Consider the following 14,772-nt stretch of genomic DNA (forward strand, 5'->3'; position numbering starts at 1 on the left):
ACGCTTAATTCTCCAAGGCGGGACTATAGACCCGCGGCGCGCTGTGTTTCGGCAGATGGATGAGATTGAGGTTATGGCGACGGGCCCATTGCAGCGCCAGGCCCGTGGGCGAAGACAGGCTGACAAGGGTCTGTATCCCGGCGCGCAAAACTTTTTGGATCAATTCGAGGCTGCAGCGGCTGGTGACGATGGCCAGGCCACCCTGGGTCGGAACGTTCTGTCGGATCAGCGCGCCGATCAATTTATCGAGAGCGTTGTGCCGCCCGATGTCTTCACGACCGAGCATCAATTCGCCTCGATCGTTCATGAACATGGCCGCATGGACCGCGCCACAGTGTTGGCCCAGCGGCTGGAAGTCATCCAGACGCTCCCTCAGCCCCTTGAGCCATTGCGCCGGCGGCAACGGTGCGCCCGGCAATACGTTCAGGTCGGGCAGCGCCTGTTCCACGGCCTCTACCCCGCACAGCCCGCAGCCACTGGTGCCTGCCAGTTGGCGGCGCTGAGTCTTGAGATTCCAGAACGCGCGACTGGCGATTTCCACTTCTGCGGTTTGCGCAGAGCCGCAGCCACCCAGCTTGATGTCGTAGATTTCATCCGGCGATTCGATGATGCCGCTGCCAATACTGAAACCGACGATGAAGTCTTCCAGATCGCTGGGAGTTACCAGCATCACCGCTTGGCTGATGCCGTTATAGGCAATCGCCAACGCGACTTCTTCGGCGAGCGCGGTGGGCTCGGACGTGTCGTGTTCCAGGTTCGAGTAGCGGTAAGACTGGCTTGCGGCGGGCGCGGGCAGTGGTTTTGCGGGCGCCGTGCTTTCCGTGTGCTTGGGATGCATCGGGACGTACCGGCAGATTTAACAGGTTCTAAGCCTAGGCCGTCGATGAGATAACGTCTAATCGCTAGTACTGATGCACTGATAGATGACGTCGATCAAGGTGTCTCGATCATTTTCTGGTAGAGGCCGAAACAGGCTTCTGCCAACGCCGAGCGGGGGGCGGAGCGACGCATGATCAGCCCCAGTCTCGCCAGCGTCTGGGCCTGTTCGATGGGTTGCAGACGCAAGTGCGTGGTTAGGGATTCCAGGCCTCCATCCAGCGGCATGATTGCGCAACAGAAGCCACCGTGAACGGCTTGCAGCAATTGGTGGACGGCATCGGTCTGGATCAGTGGCTGCGGTTCAAGGCCACGGCTGTGGAAGTTGTGATCGATGGATTGACGGAAGTGCATGCCGCTCGTCAGCATTCCCAAGGGCAGTTCGATCAGGCTTTCCCAACTCAACGGTGCGTCGCCGAAACTGAAATGCCGCTGGTCGTAAATCAGCCCCATGCGGGTTTCGGCCAGTTCCAGCGAATCGAAGCGCTCGGTGTCCAGACGCTCCAGGTACGACACGCCCAGGTCCAGACGGTTGCTCGCCAAGTGGTCGAGAATCTGCTCGGAGCTGAGCGAAGACAACTCGAAACGCATGTTCGGGTGAGCCTCGTGCAGGCGTTGCAGCAGCGGCAAGGGGTCGAAGTTCGACAGCGGCACCACGCCGAGCCTCAGCGTCCCGACCAGATGCCCACGACAGGCGGCGGCTTCCGCCTGCAAACCGTCGTAAGCGGCCAGCACCGTCCGTGCCCAGGCCAGAACCCGCTCGCCGGGTGCGGTGAAACCTTCGAAACGCTGACCCCGATTGACCAAAGGGAGATCAAGCTCCTCTTCCAGGCTGCGCAAGCGCATGGACAACGTGGGCTGGGTGATGTGGCACCGGGCAGCGGCCTGTCCGAAATGTCGGGTTTCGTCGAGGGCAATCAGGAATTTCAGCTGTTTGATGTCCATTGTCACTCCGATTTGCGCCGGTCTGGCTCGGGGATTCTAGCGCGGCGACCTGTCGCATGGGGATGGGTGAGGCGCAGATGTGCAGCCAGGTTCAGACTTGCAAGCGCGTACCCTCCAACTTCGACGCCCCCCGTGTTCATCGCAACGGGGGTCAAAGGCCTTGAATCAACGCCCGATAATCCTCAACCGCAGCGAACTCCTCGGTGTCCTTCGGCCCCTTGCGGCTGTCGGGTTCACGCACCGCCAGCAAATGCTTCACGCCATAGCGCTGCGCGCTGCGCAAAATGGGCAGGGTGTCATCGATGAACAGGCTGCGGGCCGGGTCGAATTGGATATCGTCGTGCAACGCATCCCAGAACTGCGGGTTTTCTTTTGGATAACCGTAATCGTGGGAGCTGATCAGGCGTTCGAAATAAGGCGCCAGCTCCAGCCGCTCCATTTTCAACGACAGCGAGTCGCGGTGAGCGTTGGTGATCATGATCACCCGTTTGCCTGCTCGCTGGACGGCGGCCAGGAAGGTCTCCGCGTCCGGCCTGAGGGCGATCAAGTGGGCGATTTCGACCTTCAGATCCTTCACCGACAGGTTCAGCTCTGCGCTCCAGAAGTCAGTGCAATACCAGTTCAAGGTCCCAGCGTTCTTCTCGAACAGTGGCATCAACTCCATGTGCGCCATCGCCAGGCTGACACCGTGCAATTGGGCATAACGTTGCGGAAGGTGCTCCAGCCAGAAATGGTTGTCGAAGTGGAGGTCGAGCAGCGTCCCGTCCATATCCAGCAGAACGGTGTCGATATCGTGCCAGGGCAAAGAAGGCATCGTGGTCTCTCGGCGTTGAATAAATCGCTGTGGCCATCGGGCACAGACATTCAGAAAAGCCACGGTATAGTAACCCGTCTATGCCAAGGAGCTTGTCATGCGCCAGAAACCTACCGTCCTCGCCCGGGAAATTGTCGCCAGTAGCCGTCTCTTCCGTGTCGAGGAGGTGCAGTTGCGCTTTTCCAACGGTGTCGAGCGCGTTTATGAGCGCCTGGTGGGGCGAGGTAACGGTTACGGCGCGGTGATGATCGTAGCGATGCTGGATGCCGAGCACGCTGTGCTGGTGGAGGAGTATTGCGGTGGTACCGATGAATACGAGCTCTCGTTGCCCAAAGGCCTCGTCGAACCGGGTGAAGATGTGCTGGCGGCGGCCAACCGCGAACTCAAGGAAGAAGCCGGGTTCGGTGCGCGCAGCCTTGAGCACCTCACCGAGCTTTCGCTGTCGCCGGGCTACATGAGCCAGAAGATTCAAGTGGTGTTGGCCACCGACCTGTACGAAGAGCGTTTGTTGGGCGATGAGCCCGAACCGATGCGCGTGGACAAAATCAACCTGCGTGACCTGGCCAGCCTGGCCCAAAATCCTCAATTTTCCGAAGGTCGCGCGCTGGCGGCGTTGTACCTGGCCCGTGACCTGTTGACCCTACGCGGAGCGTTTCAAGCATGACCGGCGTTTTTTCAGCGTTGCCCCATCCCTTGCTGTCACCGGTGATTGCCCTATGCCGACAGGCAGGCGAGGCGATCCTGCCCTTCTGGCGCTCAGGTGTGGAGGTCACGGCCAAATCGGATAACTCGCCGGTGACGGCTGCGGACCTGGCGGCCCACGAAGTGCTGGTGAGCGGACTGAAGGCGCTGGACCCCAGCATTCACATTCTGTCCGAAGAGGACGCGGACATTCCGCTGCATGAGCGCGCTCGGTGGGAGCGCTGGTGGCTGGTGGACCCGCTGGACGGCACCAAGGAGTTCATTTCCGGCAGTGACGAATTCACCGTCAATGTCGCGCTCATCGAACGCGGCCGGGTCGTGTTCGGCGTCGTGTCGATGCCGACGCATGATCGCTGTTACTTCGGCGGCGACGGTTTGGGTGCATGGCGCAGTGACAGTCCCCAGCACGTTCAGCCGATCAGCGTCCGCCAACAGCCTGTCGAGGGCGAGGCGTTTACGGTAGTCGCTAGCCGTCGTCATTCCAGCCCGGCACAGGAGAAACTGCTCGCAGGCCTTTCGTCAGTGGTGGGTGAGCTGCAGTTGACCAACATCGGCAGCTCATTGAAGTTCTGCCTGCTGGCAGAAGGCTCGGCGGATTGTTACCCCAGACTCGCACCGACCTCACAGTGGGATACGGCGGCCGCCCAGGGGGTGCTGGAAGGGGCTGGCGGCGCAGTGTTGAATCTGGCGGGCGAAGCGTTCGATTATCCGGCCCGGGAATCGTTGCTGAATGGGTTCTTCCTGGCATTGCCCAAAGACGCAGCCTGGCGTGGCGCATTGGTTGAGTTGGCCAAGGGCTGATCGCTGGTCGCGCTCCGGTACCGACCGGGGCGGGAGACCTGCACCGGCTCCCATCTGGCGGCCTCGCAGTTATCGATGCAGCACGTACTGGCCGACAAACGCCACTGCCGAATCATCCGAGCCTTCGACGACGATGCGCGTAGGCAGTGCCAACCTGGCGCGGCCGCGGCGCTGATAGAGCTTCAGGAACCTGTCCCACGTCGCGTGATCCGGCGCATCGCAAATGGCGATTGCGTCAGCTTTCACGGGCAGCGGGTAGCTGATCTGGCCGTCTTGGATGACGATGTGGCCGTCGTCTATTCCTGCTTCCTTCAGCCGTAGATACAACCAGCCCCAGCCCGCCAGTACCGCGCCGCAGTACAGGCTGCCGCCGAACAGCGTGCTCTTGTGGTTGACGTTCGGAGCCAACGGCAGATGCAAATGCAGGCGGTGGTCCTGCCATTGAATGACTTTGACGCCCATGTGCCGCGTCAAGGGAATGTCCCGGTACAGCACCTGTTCGAGGTGTTGGGCGGGAGAGCCCGATTCATTCGCTGTCATCCGAAGCCCCCCCACTGAAATTCAGGCCATGCTTGCGCAGCTTGTCATGCAACGTCTTGCGCGGCACGCCCAGCGCTTCGGCCAGGCTGCGCACCGAGCTGTGAGGGCGGGTCAGTTCCGCGGCGATGAGCGCCCGTTCGAAGGCCTCGACCTGATCGCTCAAACCCCCGGTCGACGCGTGCACTGGCTGAGGTGCGCCGCCTTCGAGTTCCAGCTCAAGGCCCAGCGCGAAGCGTTCAGCCGCGTTCTGCAATTCACGCACGTTGCCGGGCCAACTGTGGCGTAACAGCATCGCTCGGTGTCCCGGTTGGAGTTCGCGGCGGCTCAGCCCATGGCGCAGGCTGGCGGCGTCTGCGAAATGCTGGAACAGCACCAAGGCGTCTTCGCCCCGCTCGCGCAGGGGCGGAATGCGCAAGGGGGCGACATTCAAACGGTAATACAAGTCGGCGCGGAAGCGCCCCTGGTCGGCGGCCTGGCGCAGATCCTCCTTGGTGGCGGCAACGATGCGGATATCCAGCGGGATCTGCTGGTTGGCGCCCAAGCGCTCGACGACTCGCTCCTGCAACAGCCGCAGCAATTTGACTTGCACGTCCATGCTCATGCTCTCGATCTCATCGAGAAACAGCGTGCCACCGTTGGCAAACTCGAACTTACCGATGCGCCGCTTTTGGGCTCCAGTGAACGCACCCGGTTCGTGGCCGAAGAGTTCGCTTTCCACCACCGATTCGGCCAGCGCTCCGGCGTTGATCGCCACGAAGGGGCCATTGCGTCGGCTCGACAGGTCATGCAGCGCGCGCGCAACCACCTCTTTGCCTGCGCCGGTCTCGCCCAAAATCAACACGTCGGCCTTGGTGGCCGCCAGTGCGCCGATCTGATCCCTCAGGCGCTGGATGGGCGCCGAAAGCCCCACCAACCGCGCGCTCAATTGCTGGCGGTCGCTCAGTTCCATCCGCAGGCTGCGGTTATCGAGCACCAGCCGGCGCAAGGCCAATGCGCGGCGTACGCTATCGAGCAACGCATCGCTGGCGAAAGGCTTTTCCAAAAAGTCGTAGGCCCCCGCGCGCATCGCCTGCACCGCCAAAGGCACGTCGCCGTGGCCGGTGATCAGCAGCACGGGCAACTCAGGATCCTGGGCGTGCAGCTGGTTAAGCAATTCAAGACCATCGATGCCGGGCATGCGGATGTCGCTGACGATCACCCCAGGCCAGTCACGTTCGAGCCGCGCCGGAACGCCTTTGGCATCGCTGAGCGACAGCACCTTGAGGCCTGCCAGGTCCAGGGTCTGGCTCAAGGCCTGACGAAGATGCGGGTCGTCGTCGATCAGCACCACCTGCACGCGGCTGTCGATGGCGGTCTCCGTGGTCATGCAGATAAATCCTCCGGCGGTTGAAGACTGACCCCTGATGCGGCCGTGCGCATGCGCAGTGTGAGCAGCGCGCCGCCTTCAGGGTGGTTGGCGAACAGCAGCTCGCCGCCCAGTGCGCGCATCAGGGTATCGCAGATCGCAAGGCCCAGCCCCAACCCCTGCGTACGGGTCTTGGTGGTGAAGAACGGCTCACGCGCGTGCTCCAATGCTTCGCGGGAAAATCCCGGACCGTTGTCGCGAATGTACAGATTGACGCCCTCGGCATTGTGTTCGGCACTTATCCACAACTTGCGTGGCGGGCCTTTTTCGGTCAGCGCATCGAGCGCGTTCGCCAGCAGGTTGCCCAGCACCTGGCGCAAGCGGGTTTCCCCCGCCTGTACCCAGAGCGTGGCGGCGGGCAGGTCGCGGATCAATTCCACGTCCATGGCGCGGCGGCGCTTGGCGAGCAGCGCCAAGGCATCATCCAGTGCGGGCTGCAGGGCCACGCTTTCCGGTGCATGCCGGTCGCGGCGGGCGAAGGCCCGCAAATGCGCGATGATCGACGCCATGCGGCCAGTCAGCTCACTGATCAGCTTGAGGTTGCCGCGCGCATCGTCGGTGCGTTGATGGTCGAGAAGAATCTCGGCGTTTTCCGCGTAGCTGCGAATCGCCGCCAATGGCTGATTGAGCTCATGGCTGATACTCGCCGACATCGTGCCCAGCGCCGACAATTTACCTGCCTGGACCAGCTCATCCTGAGCCCGAAACAGCTCTTGCTGCGCGTGCTCGCGTTCGAGCACTTCCTGGCGCAGGCGCTGGTTGAGACCTTCCAGATCGCTGGTGCGCTCGATGACCCGCGCTTCCAGTTCGCGCCTGGCCTTGCCTTCGAAATGGATGCGATCCAGATAATGCCGACGCCGCTGCATCATGATGCCGAGCAGCAGCATCAACACCAACAAGGCCGCGCCCCCGATGGCGACGACCGTTCGCACCGGGCGCGACACCAGCACCTTGGGTGCCAGGATGTTCACGCTCCAGCCTGTTTCATCGATTTGTTGCGTCTGCGTCAGCCAGCCATTTTCATCGAGCTGCAAAGGCCGCGGGTCGCGGGTGGGATACGGTTGAATGGCGACGATGGCCTGCTTTTCTTCTTCACTGAGCGGGCGAGTGGCGCGAAAACGCCAGCTGGGATTCGAGGTGAGAATCACCACGCCGTTGTGATCGGTCACCAGCAATTGCTCGGGTGTCTTGCCCCAGAGGGTTTCGGTCAGGTCCAGGTCGACCTTCACCACCAACACGCCGATCACGGTGTTGCCATCCCGCACGGCAGCCGCGAAGAAATAGCCACGCTTGGCGGACGTAGTGCCCAGCCCGAAAAACCGCCCCAATTGGCCCGCCATCGCGTTGCTGAAGTACGGCCGGAAGGCAAAGTTGCGGCCGACGAAACTGTCGCGCTTGTCCCAATTGGATGCGGCCAGGGTGTCTCCGTTAGGGGCCATCAGGTAGATCACTTCCGCGCCGGTCTGACGAGCTGTGTTCATCAACAGCATATTCGCCTGGTTTTGGGCCAGTTTGTCCTGCGGGTTGGCCAGCATAGCGCGCAAGCCCGGCAGATCGCCGAGGATTTGCGGCAGCACCTCATAGCGGTGCAGCGTGCCGAGCAGGTTGGCGACATACAGGTCCAGCGTCTGGCGATTCTGGCTCAGCAACTCATTGCGGTAGTAATGCTCGGCCAGGCGTTCCAACGGCCAGAGCAGCGGCGCGAGGATCAGCGCCAGCAGGGCGAGGCTGCGCCAGCGAGGGCGGCGGGGGAGGGTAGTGCTGTTCATCGTATGCGTACGCTGCCGATTTTGTGTGGTGCCTGCATCGACGTCTTGCGGATGAAGCGCTCCTGCGGGGGCATGCGTCTGGCGGCAGGGAGCGGCGACTTCGGCGAACGAGCGCGCAGCGGTCGCAATAGATTACACGCGATACGGGGGCAGCAGGCGCCCCACTAGGCTGATCGTTGCTGCGCCAGACACGCCAGCAGTGCGTCATGCCAGTTTGGTTGACTGACGGCCCATTCCCGTTGCAGGCGGCTGCAATCCAGGCGCGAGTTGAGCGGGCGTTTTGCCGGGGTCGGGTAGGCGCTCGACGGAATAGGCGCCAGCTCTGCGCAACGCTTGCCCGAGGCGATCAATTGTTGGCCGATCGCCTGCGCGAAGCCAAACCACGATGTCTCCCCCGACGCGGTCAGGTGATAGACACCCCAGGCGCCGGGGTTGCCCTCACGCCAGCGTTCGATCAATTGACGGGTGCTTTGGGCGATGGTGCCGGCCCAGGTCGGCGCGCCGATCTGGTCGGCGACCACGGTGAGTTTCTCGCGCTCTTGCAGCAGGCGCTGCATGGTCAACAGGAAATTGCGCCCGGTCAGCGAGTACACCCAGCTCGTTCGCAGGATCAGATACTGCCCTCCCACCTGGGCGACGGCCTGTTCACCGGCCAGCTTGCTGCTGCCGTAAACCCCCAGCGGGTGGGGGGTGTCGGATTCCGTCCAGGCGCCCTCCTTGCTGCCATCGAATACATAATCGGTGGAGTAATGAATGAAGGGCACACCCAGCGCTTTCGCCTCTTCGGCAAATACACCCGGGGCAGTCGCGTTGATCGCTTGCGCCAGGGCCGGCTCGCTTTCAGCCTGGTCCACTGCCGTATGGGCCGCCGCGTTGATGATCAGGTCCGGCCGGATGTCGCGCACCACGGCTCGAATCGTTTCCGGCTGGCTCAGGTCCAGTCGCTCTCGCCCCAACACAATCAATTCACCCAGGCCGTTCAGGCTAGGCTGCAGTGCCTGCGAGACTTGGCCGTGTTGCCCGCTGATGAGTATTCGCAGCGGCGAGCTCACGGGAACAGGTCCGCTTCTTTCAGGAGTTTGCCCACTTGGTCCTTGGCCGAAAGCCGCGGCGCTTCGGTCAGCCCCCAGTCGATGGCCAGGTCGGGGTCGTCCCAGCGAATGCAGCGTTCCGCGGAGGGCGTGTAGTAATCCGTGGTTTTGTAGAGGAACTCGGCGTGGTCGCTCAGTACCACGAAGCCATGGGCAAACCCTGCCGGAATCCACAGCTGACGGGCGTTCGCGGCCGACAGCTCGATGCCGAACCAGCGGCCGAAGTGCGGCGAGCTCCGGCGGATGTCCACCGCGATGTCCAGCACGGCGCCTGCGGTGACCCGCACCAACTTGCCCTGCGGGTTTTCGATCTGATAATGCAGGCCGCGCAGCACGCCTTTCTGGGAGCGCGAATGGTTGTCCTGCACGAACTGGGCGGTAACGCCCGTCGCCTCGGCGAAGGCTCTGGCGTTGAAACTCTCGTAGAAGAAGCCACGCTCGTCGCCGAACACTTTGGGCTCGATGATGAGGACTTCAGGCAACTCGCTTTCGATGACGTTCACTGGTATTCCCCTGCAACCTTGAACAGGTACTGGCCGTAGCCCGTCTTGCCGAAATACTCGGCCCGGGACAGCAGGTGAGCCCGGTCGATCCAGCCATTCTGGTAGGCGATCTCCTCCAGGCAGGCCACTTTAAGGCCTTGGCGATGTTCGATGGTTTGCACGTACTGAGAAGCGTCCAGCAGGCTGTCGTGCGTTCCGGTGTCGAGCCAGGCAAAACCGCGGCCGAAGCGTTCGACGCGCAGGCCGCCGCGCTGCAGATAAGCATTGTTGACGTCGGTGATTTCCAGCTCGCCGCGCGGGGACGGCTTGACGTCCTTGGCCACCTGAATCACATCGTTATCGTAAAAGTACAGCCCGGTGACGGCATAACTGGACTTCGGTTTGCTCGGCTTTTCCTCGATGGACAGCGCATTGCCCGCCTCGTCGAAGTCCACCACCCCGAAACGCTCCGGGTCCTTGACCCAATAGCCGAACACGGTGGCGCCTGAGGTGTTGGCGGCCGCCCGCTTGAGCTGGTCGCTGAAATGCTGGCCGTGAAAAATGTTGTCGCCCAGAATCAGGCACACCGAGTCACTGCCGATGAAGGATTCGCCGATCAGGAATGCTTGTGCGAGCCCGTCGGGTTTGGGTTGCTCGGCGTAACTGAATCGCACGCCGAACTGGCTGCCGTCCCCTAACAGGGCGCGGTACTGAGGCAAATCCAACGGCGTGGAGATGATCAGTATTTCCTTGATGCCCGCCAGCATCAGTACCGAAATCGGGTAATAGATCATCGGTTTGTCGTAGATGGGGAGCAGCTGTTTCGAAACGCCAAGGGTAATGGGGTGCAGGCGTGTGCCGGAGCCACCGGCCAGTACGATTCCTTTGGTCATGCGATCAGATCCTTGACGTGAGTGCCCAAACGTTCCCCTTGATAGCTGCCGTCCTGTACGTTGCGGCACCATTCCAGGTTATCCAAATACCACTGCACGGTTTTGCGCAGCCCGGATTCGAAGGTTTCTTCCGGCTTCCAGCCCAATTCGCGCTCGATCTTGCTGGCGTCGATGGCGTAGCGCATGTCATGGCCGGGGCGGTCGGTCACGTAGGTGATGAGGTCCGCGTAATTCGCCACACCCTTGCGCTGCTCGGGAGCCAGTTCCTCGAGCAAGGCGCAGATGCCCCGCACCACATCGATGTTCTTCTGCTCGTTATGGCCACCGATGTTATAGGTTTCACCGACCTTGCCTTCGGTGACGACTTTAAGCAGGGCCCGGGCGTGGTCCTCGACGTACAGCCAGTCGCGCACCTGCAAGCCATTGCCATACACAGGCAGCGGCTTGCCCGCGAGCGCGTTCAGAATCACCAGGGGAATCAGCTTTTCCGGGAAGTGGAAGGGGCCGTAGTTGTTCGAACAGTTGGTGACCACGACCGGCAAGCCATAGGTGCGCTGCCAGGCGCGAACCAGGTGGTCAGACGCCGCTTTGCTGGCTGAATACGGGGAGCTGGGCGCGTAGGGCGTGGTTTCCGTGAACAGGTCGTCAACGCCGTGCAGGTCGCCATACACCTCGTCGGTGGAAATGTGGTGAAAGCGGAACGCTGCACGCTCGGCCTCCGGTAACCCTTGCCAGTAGCCGCGGGTGGCTTCGAGCAGGCTGTACGTGCCGACGATGTTCGTCTGGATGAAGGCTGACGGGCCATCGATGGAGCGATCAACGTGTGATTCGGCCGCCAGGTGCATGATCGCGTCGGGTCTGAAGCGAGCGAGCACTTTGCTGACCGCGGCCTGATCGACGATGTCCTGCTGCACGAACTCGTACCGGGTATTGGTCACGATGCTCTGCAACGATTCGAGGTTGCCCGCGTACGTCAGCTTGTCGAGGTTCAGTACGTCGTGATCGGTGTTGTTGATCAGATGGCGGATCAATGCAGAGCCGATAAAACCGGCGCCACCGGTAACAAGTATTCGCATGGAGAGACCTTATTCCCTGGCTGGACTTTTAGATAACGAAGCATAGCTTGTGTGTGCATGGTGTCCGGCGCAAGGTACAAACCGCCCGAAAGCCATGAAATTAATTGATGACCGTAACGGTGCTGCGTCATAAAACCGCCGCAACTGTTTCATCAGCGTAACGCCTGTTCTATCTATCGATTACCCATGGCTTTTCTTTAAGTCAGGCCCTGCGGGGTTGCTTCTGCCCCCGGCAACTGGCGATATTGCTGGCCATCTTCACCGTCGAGGCCCTGCCCATGCCGCTTGCCACCCTGATTCGTCGCTCAAGCCTGCCATGCCCGGAAATCAACCTTGCCCAGGCCGCCGAACTGTTGTCGACGCATTACGGGTTGAGCGGTGCGTTGAAGGAGCTGGGCAGTCATCAAGACCGTAACTTCCTGCTCGACACTGGGGAGCGGCCACGTTTCGTGCTGAAGATTTGTCATGGCGATTACTCCGCTGTCGAGCTCAAGGCCCAGCACGCGGCGCTGAGACACTTGGCCGCCCATTCAGGGGTACGTGTGCCGGCGATCCGGCCCGCAACCAACGGTGAAGACCTGCTATCCGTGCAGGTGGATGGCCTGAGCGTCCATGCCCGCCTGCTGGAGTTCATCGAAGGGCAATCCATCGCGCACGTCGAGCACTTGAGCCATTCCGTGGTGGCTGGGCTGGCGCAACTCTGCGCTCAGGTAGATATCGCGCTGGCCACATTCTCGCACCCGGGCCTTGAGCGCGTCTTGCAGTGGGACCCGCGACACGCCAGCGCATTGATCAAGCACTTGCTGCCGGTCATCGATAGCGAGGACGAGCGTGCCTGTATTGCCAACGCGGCAGAAGAAGCCCGCACCCGACTGCTGCCATTGATCGCATCACTTCCCGTGCAGGCGATCCACATGGACATCACCGAATACAACGTGGTCTGGGCGCGGGACGCTCACTCGATGTGGCAACTTCAAGGATTGATCGATTTCGGTGATCTGGTCAGCACTTGGCGCATTGCCGATTTGTCCGTGACGTGCGCTGCCTTGCTGCATCACGCCGACGGCGACCCGTTCTACATCCTGCAGGCCATTTGGGCTTACCACGCAATCAATCCGCTGCTGCCCGAGGAGTTGAAGGCCTTGTGGCCGCTCATCGTCGCGCGCGCAGCGGTGCTGGTGCTCAGCAGTGAACAGCAGGCGAGTATCGAGCCTGATAACGCCTACATTCAGGCCAACCTCGCCAGCGAATGGAATATTTTCGATGTCGCGACCTCGGTGCCCATGGCACTGATGGAAGCCGCGATCCTCGATTCGGTGGGCCTGACTCAACCACGGCCTTTCGATCACACCTTTTCGTCCTTACTGCCGAACTTGAAAGGCCGGACGTTCGAGACCGTCGACCTCGGCGTGCTCAGCACCCTGTTCACTGCGGGCAACTGGGAGCAAAGCGGCATCGATGAGCGTCTGCTCAAGGAGGCTGCGGAGCATCATGGGCTGGCGACCAGCCGCTACGGCGAATACCGGCTGTCCCGGACGCTGCCTGACAGCCCCCGCGAGCCCGACACCTATGCGCTGCATGTCGAAGTGCAAATTCCTCACGGCACCGCGGTGCACGCACCTTTCCACGGTTCACTCAGGCACACGGCGGACGGCGCGCTGGCGCTGGTGGGTGCTGAACTGACGCTGCGTGTGTGGGGCGTGCGAACGGACTTCGACACAGGCGTGGAATTCGCAGCGGGTGATGTGATCGGGCAAGGCGGCGGTTCGCTCGTCGTGCAGTTGTGCACTGAGCGGGACGTCAGCCCACCGCTGTTCGCGACCCCTTCGCGCGCCGCCGCGTGGCGGGCCTTGTGCCCATCGCCGAAGGGGCTGCTGGGGTTCGAGTGTGACGCGCCGGAGCCGGTGAGTGCTGCGCAACTGCTGGCTCGTCGGGACGCCAGTTTTGCCCGCTCCCAGAAGCACTACTACGAAGCCCCGCCGCAGATCGAGCGAGGCTGGCGCAACCACCTGATCGACATGCAAGGGCGGTCCTATCTGGACATGCTCAACAACGTCGCGGTGTTGGGCCACGGACACCCGCGGATGGCCCAGGTTGCGGCGCGGCAATGGTCGTTGCTCAACACCAATTCGCGTTTTCATTATGCGGCGATTGCCGAGTTCTCCGAGCGCCTGCTGGGGCTTGCGCCCGAAGGCATGGACCGGGTGTTTCTGGTCAACAGCGGCACCGAGGCGAACGACTTGGCCATTCGCCTGGCCTGGGCCTACAGCGGTGGGCGAGATGTGCTGAGCGTATTGGAGGCGTATCACGGGTGGTCGGTGGCGACGGATGCGATCTCGACCTCCATTGCCGATAACCCGCAAGCGCTCAGCACCCGCCCCGACTGGGTTCACCCAGTGGTCGCACCGAACACCTATCGCGGCGAGGCCCGTGGCAATGACAGCACGCCGTTCTACTTGAAGAGCGTCGACGCGCACCTGGCCCGGCTGCGCGAACAGGGCCGCCAACTGGCAGGGTTCATCTGCGAGCCGGTATACGGCAACGCTGGCGGGATTTCCTTGCCGTCGGGGTATCTGCAGGAGGTTTATCGCAAGGTCCGCGCTCAGGGCGGCGTGTGCATCGCCGACGAGGTCCAGGTCGGGTATGGCCGACTGGGTCAGTATTTCTGGGGGTTCGAAGAGCAAGGCGTTGTGCCGGACATCATCACGATGGCCAAAGGCATGGGCAACGGCCACCCGTTGGGCGCCGTCATCACCCGGCGTGAAATCGCCGAGGCGCTGGAGGCTGAGGGGTATTTCTTCTCGTCGTCGGGAGGCAGTCCTGTCAGTTGTCAGATCGGCATGGCAGTGCTGGATGTGATGGAGGATGAGCAACTGTGGGAAAACGCTCGCGTTGTCGGCGGTTATTTCAAGGAACGCCTATTAGCCTTGATCGATAAACACCGGCTGGTCGGTGCGGCCCACGGTTCAGGGTTCTACCTCGGCCTGGAACTGGTGCGCAACCGCGACACACTGGAGCCTGCCACCGAGGAAACCGCCTACTTGTGCGATCGCCTCCGCGAGCTGGGTATTTTCATGCAGCCGACCGGCGATTATCTCAACATCCTGAAGATCAAACCGCCCATGGTCACCACGCGTCGCAGCGTGGATTTCTTTGTCGACAGCGTATCGAAAGTGCTAAGCGAGCTGGAAGACTGATACCCAGGAATCGGTAGCATCGTTCTCGGTCCAATGTTCTTTGAGTTCGATGATTATCGGAAATTTGTGACGATCTTAGAGAGATTTTGGCCGCCCAGGCCTTTCAAGTTCGATATTTAACGGCTATAAAGGCCCCCGGCCGGTTCCGCGAGCGCCATCTCGCACCCGTACGGCCTCTCAC

13 protein-coding genes are annotated in these 14,772 nt (G+C 61.7%); 3 read left to right on the forward strand and 10 right to left on the reverse strand.

Going from position 1 to position 14,772, the window contains the following annotated elements:
• Window positions 1–4: 4 nt before the first annotated feature.
• From fdhD to yrfG, 3 genes are all read right to left on the reverse strand, one after another.
• Entirely contained in the window at window positions 5–838 is an 834-nt protein-coding gene (gene fdhD / locus DBP26_RS04385) for a formate dehydrogenase accessory sulfurtransferase FdhD (protein ID WP_108236080.1), read from the reverse strand.
• Between the two features lie 95 nt (window positions 839–933).
• Window positions 934–1,821 (reverse strand): LysR family transcriptional regulator, encoded by an 888-nt coding sequence (locus DBP26_RS04390; RefSeq protein ID WP_108236079.1) that lies wholly within the window; start codon window positions 1,819–1,821, stop codon window positions 934–936.
• A 151-nt stretch (window positions 1,822–1,972) separates the two neighbouring features.
• Window positions 1,973–2,635 carry a GMP/IMP nucleotidase gene (gene yrfG, locus DBP26_RS04395; RefSeq protein ID WP_108236078.1) on the reverse strand — a complete coding sequence of 221 codons (663 nt, stop codon included), beginning with the start codon at window positions 2,633–2,635 and terminating at the stop codon, window positions 1,973–1,975.
• 97 nt (window positions 2,636–2,732) lie between these two features.
• On the opposite strand from yrfG, the gene nudE reads away from it, so the two are divergent.
• Window positions 2,733–3,299, forward strand: a complete 567-nt coding sequence (gene nudE, locus DBP26_RS04400) for an ADP compounds hydrolase NudE (protein ID WP_108236077.1) — start codon at window positions 2,733–2,735, stop codon at window positions 3,297–3,299.
• Entirely contained in the window at window positions 3,296–4,138 is an 843-nt protein-coding gene (gene cysQ / locus DBP26_RS04405) for a 3'(2'),5'-bisphosphate nucleotidase CysQ (protein WP_108236076.1), read from the forward strand. Before nudE ends, cysQ begins: the two co-directional genes overlap by 4 nt.
• A gap of 69 nt (window positions 4,139–4,207) precedes the next feature.
• Here the strand turns inward: cysQ and DBP26_RS04410 are convergent, their stop codons facing one another.
• The 7 genes from DBP26_RS04410 to rfbB form a co-directional block, all read right to left on the reverse strand.
• Window positions 4,208–4,678: a thioesterase domain-containing protein gene (locus DBP26_RS04410; RefSeq protein ID WP_108236075.1), complete on the reverse strand. Its 471-nt coding sequence runs from the start codon at window positions 4,676–4,678 to the stop codon at window positions 4,208–4,210.
• Window positions 4,665–6,044 carry a sigma-54 dependent transcriptional regulator gene (locus tag DBP26_RS04415; protein ID WP_108236074.1) on the reverse strand — a complete coding sequence of 460 codons (1,380 nt, stop codon included), beginning with the start codon at window positions 6,042–6,044 and terminating at the stop codon, window positions 4,665–4,667. Before DBP26_RS04415 ends, DBP26_RS04410 begins: the two co-directional genes overlap by 14 nt.
• A complete protein-coding gene (locus DBP26_RS04420; RefSeq protein WP_108236073.1) occupies window positions 6,041–7,852 on the reverse strand; it encodes an ATP-binding protein in 1,812 nt (603 codons plus the stop codon). The genes DBP26_RS04415 and DBP26_RS04420 overlap by 4 nt, the downstream gene beginning before the upstream one ends.
• Before the next feature lie 164 nt (window positions 7,853–8,016).
• Window positions 8,017–8,904 carry a dTDP-4-dehydrorhamnose reductase gene (gene rfbD / locus DBP26_RS04425; RefSeq protein ID WP_108236072.1) on the reverse strand — a complete coding sequence of 296 codons (888 nt, stop codon included), beginning with the start codon at window positions 8,902–8,904 and terminating at the stop codon, window positions 8,017–8,019.
• On the reverse strand, window positions 8,901–9,446 hold the full coding sequence (gene rfbC, locus DBP26_RS04430) for a dTDP-4-dehydrorhamnose 3,5-epimerase (RefSeq protein ID WP_108236071.1): 546 nt from the start codon (window positions 9,444–9,446) through the stop codon (window positions 8,901–8,903). The genes rfbD and rfbC overlap by 4 nt, the downstream gene beginning before the upstream one ends.
• Window positions 9,443–10,318 carry a glucose-1-phosphate thymidylyltransferase RfbA gene (gene rfbA / locus DBP26_RS04435; protein WP_108236070.1) on the reverse strand — a complete coding sequence of 292 codons (876 nt, stop codon included), beginning with the start codon at window positions 10,316–10,318 and terminating at the stop codon, window positions 9,443–9,445. The genes rfbC and rfbA overlap by 4 nt, the downstream gene beginning before the upstream one ends.
• On the reverse strand, window positions 10,315–11,394 hold the full coding sequence (gene rfbB / locus DBP26_RS04440; protein WP_108236069.1) for a dTDP-glucose 4,6-dehydratase: 1,080 nt from the start codon (window positions 11,392–11,394) through the stop codon (window positions 10,315–10,317). The genes rfbA and rfbB overlap by 4 nt, the downstream gene beginning before the upstream one ends.
• Before the next feature lie 278 nt (window positions 11,395–11,672).
• Here rfbB and DBP26_RS04445 point away from each other — a divergent pair, with 278 nt between their 5' ends.
• Window positions 11,673–14,591 (forward strand): aminotransferase, encoded by a 2,919-nt coding sequence (locus tag DBP26_RS04445; protein ID WP_108236416.1) that lies wholly within the window; start codon window positions 11,673–11,675, stop codon window positions 14,589–14,591.
• Window positions 14,592–14,772: the final 181 nt, after the last annotated feature.

It is taken from the genome of Pseudomonas sp. RIT409, from assembly GCF_003052515.2.
Classification (GTDB): Bacteria; Pseudomonadota; Gammaproteobacteria; order Pseudomonadales; family Pseudomonadaceae; genus Aquipseudomonas.

Coding starts and splice junctions, on each gene's coding strand:
- rfbB (WP_108236069.1), bottom strand. CDS start 11,394: ATGCGAATACTTGTTACCGGTGGCGCCGGTTTTATCGGCTCTGCATTG.
- rfbA (WP_108236070.1), bottom strand. CDS start 10,318: ATGACCAAAGGAATCGTACTGGCCGGTGGCTCCGGCACACGCCTGCAC.
- nudE (WP_108236077.1), top strand. CDS start 2,733: ATGCGCCAGAAACCTACCGTCCTCGCCCGGGAAATTGTCGCCAGTAGC.
- yrfG (WP_108236078.1), bottom strand. CDS start 2,635: ATGCCTTCTTTGCCCTGGCACGATATCGACACCGTTCTGCTGGATATG.
- cysQ (WP_108236076.1), top strand. CDS start 3,296: ATGACCGGCGTTTTTTCAGCGTTGCCCCATCCCTTGCTGTCACCGGTG.
- DBP26_RS04390 (WP_108236079.1), bottom strand. CDS start 1,821: ATGGACATCAAACAGCTGAAATTCCTGATTGCCCTCGACGAAACCCGA.
- DBP26_RS04415 (WP_108236074.1), bottom strand. CDS start 6,044: ATGACCACGGAGACCGCCATCGACAGCCGCGTGCAGGTGGTGCTGATC.
- fdhD (WP_108236080.1), bottom strand. CDS start 838: ATGCATCCCAAGCACACGGAAAGCACGGCGCCCGCAAAACCACTGCCC.
- DBP26_RS04410 (WP_108236075.1), bottom strand. CDS start 4,678: ATGACAGCGAATGAATCGGGCTCTCCCGCCCAACACCTCGAACAGGTG.
- DBP26_RS04445 (WP_108236416.1), top strand. CDS start 11,673: ATGCCGCTTGCCACCCTGATTCGTCGCTCAAGCCTGCCATGCCCGGAA.
- DBP26_RS04420 (WP_108236073.1), bottom strand. CDS start 7,852: ATGAACAGCACTACCCTCCCCCGCCGCCCTCGCTGGCGCAGCCTCGCC.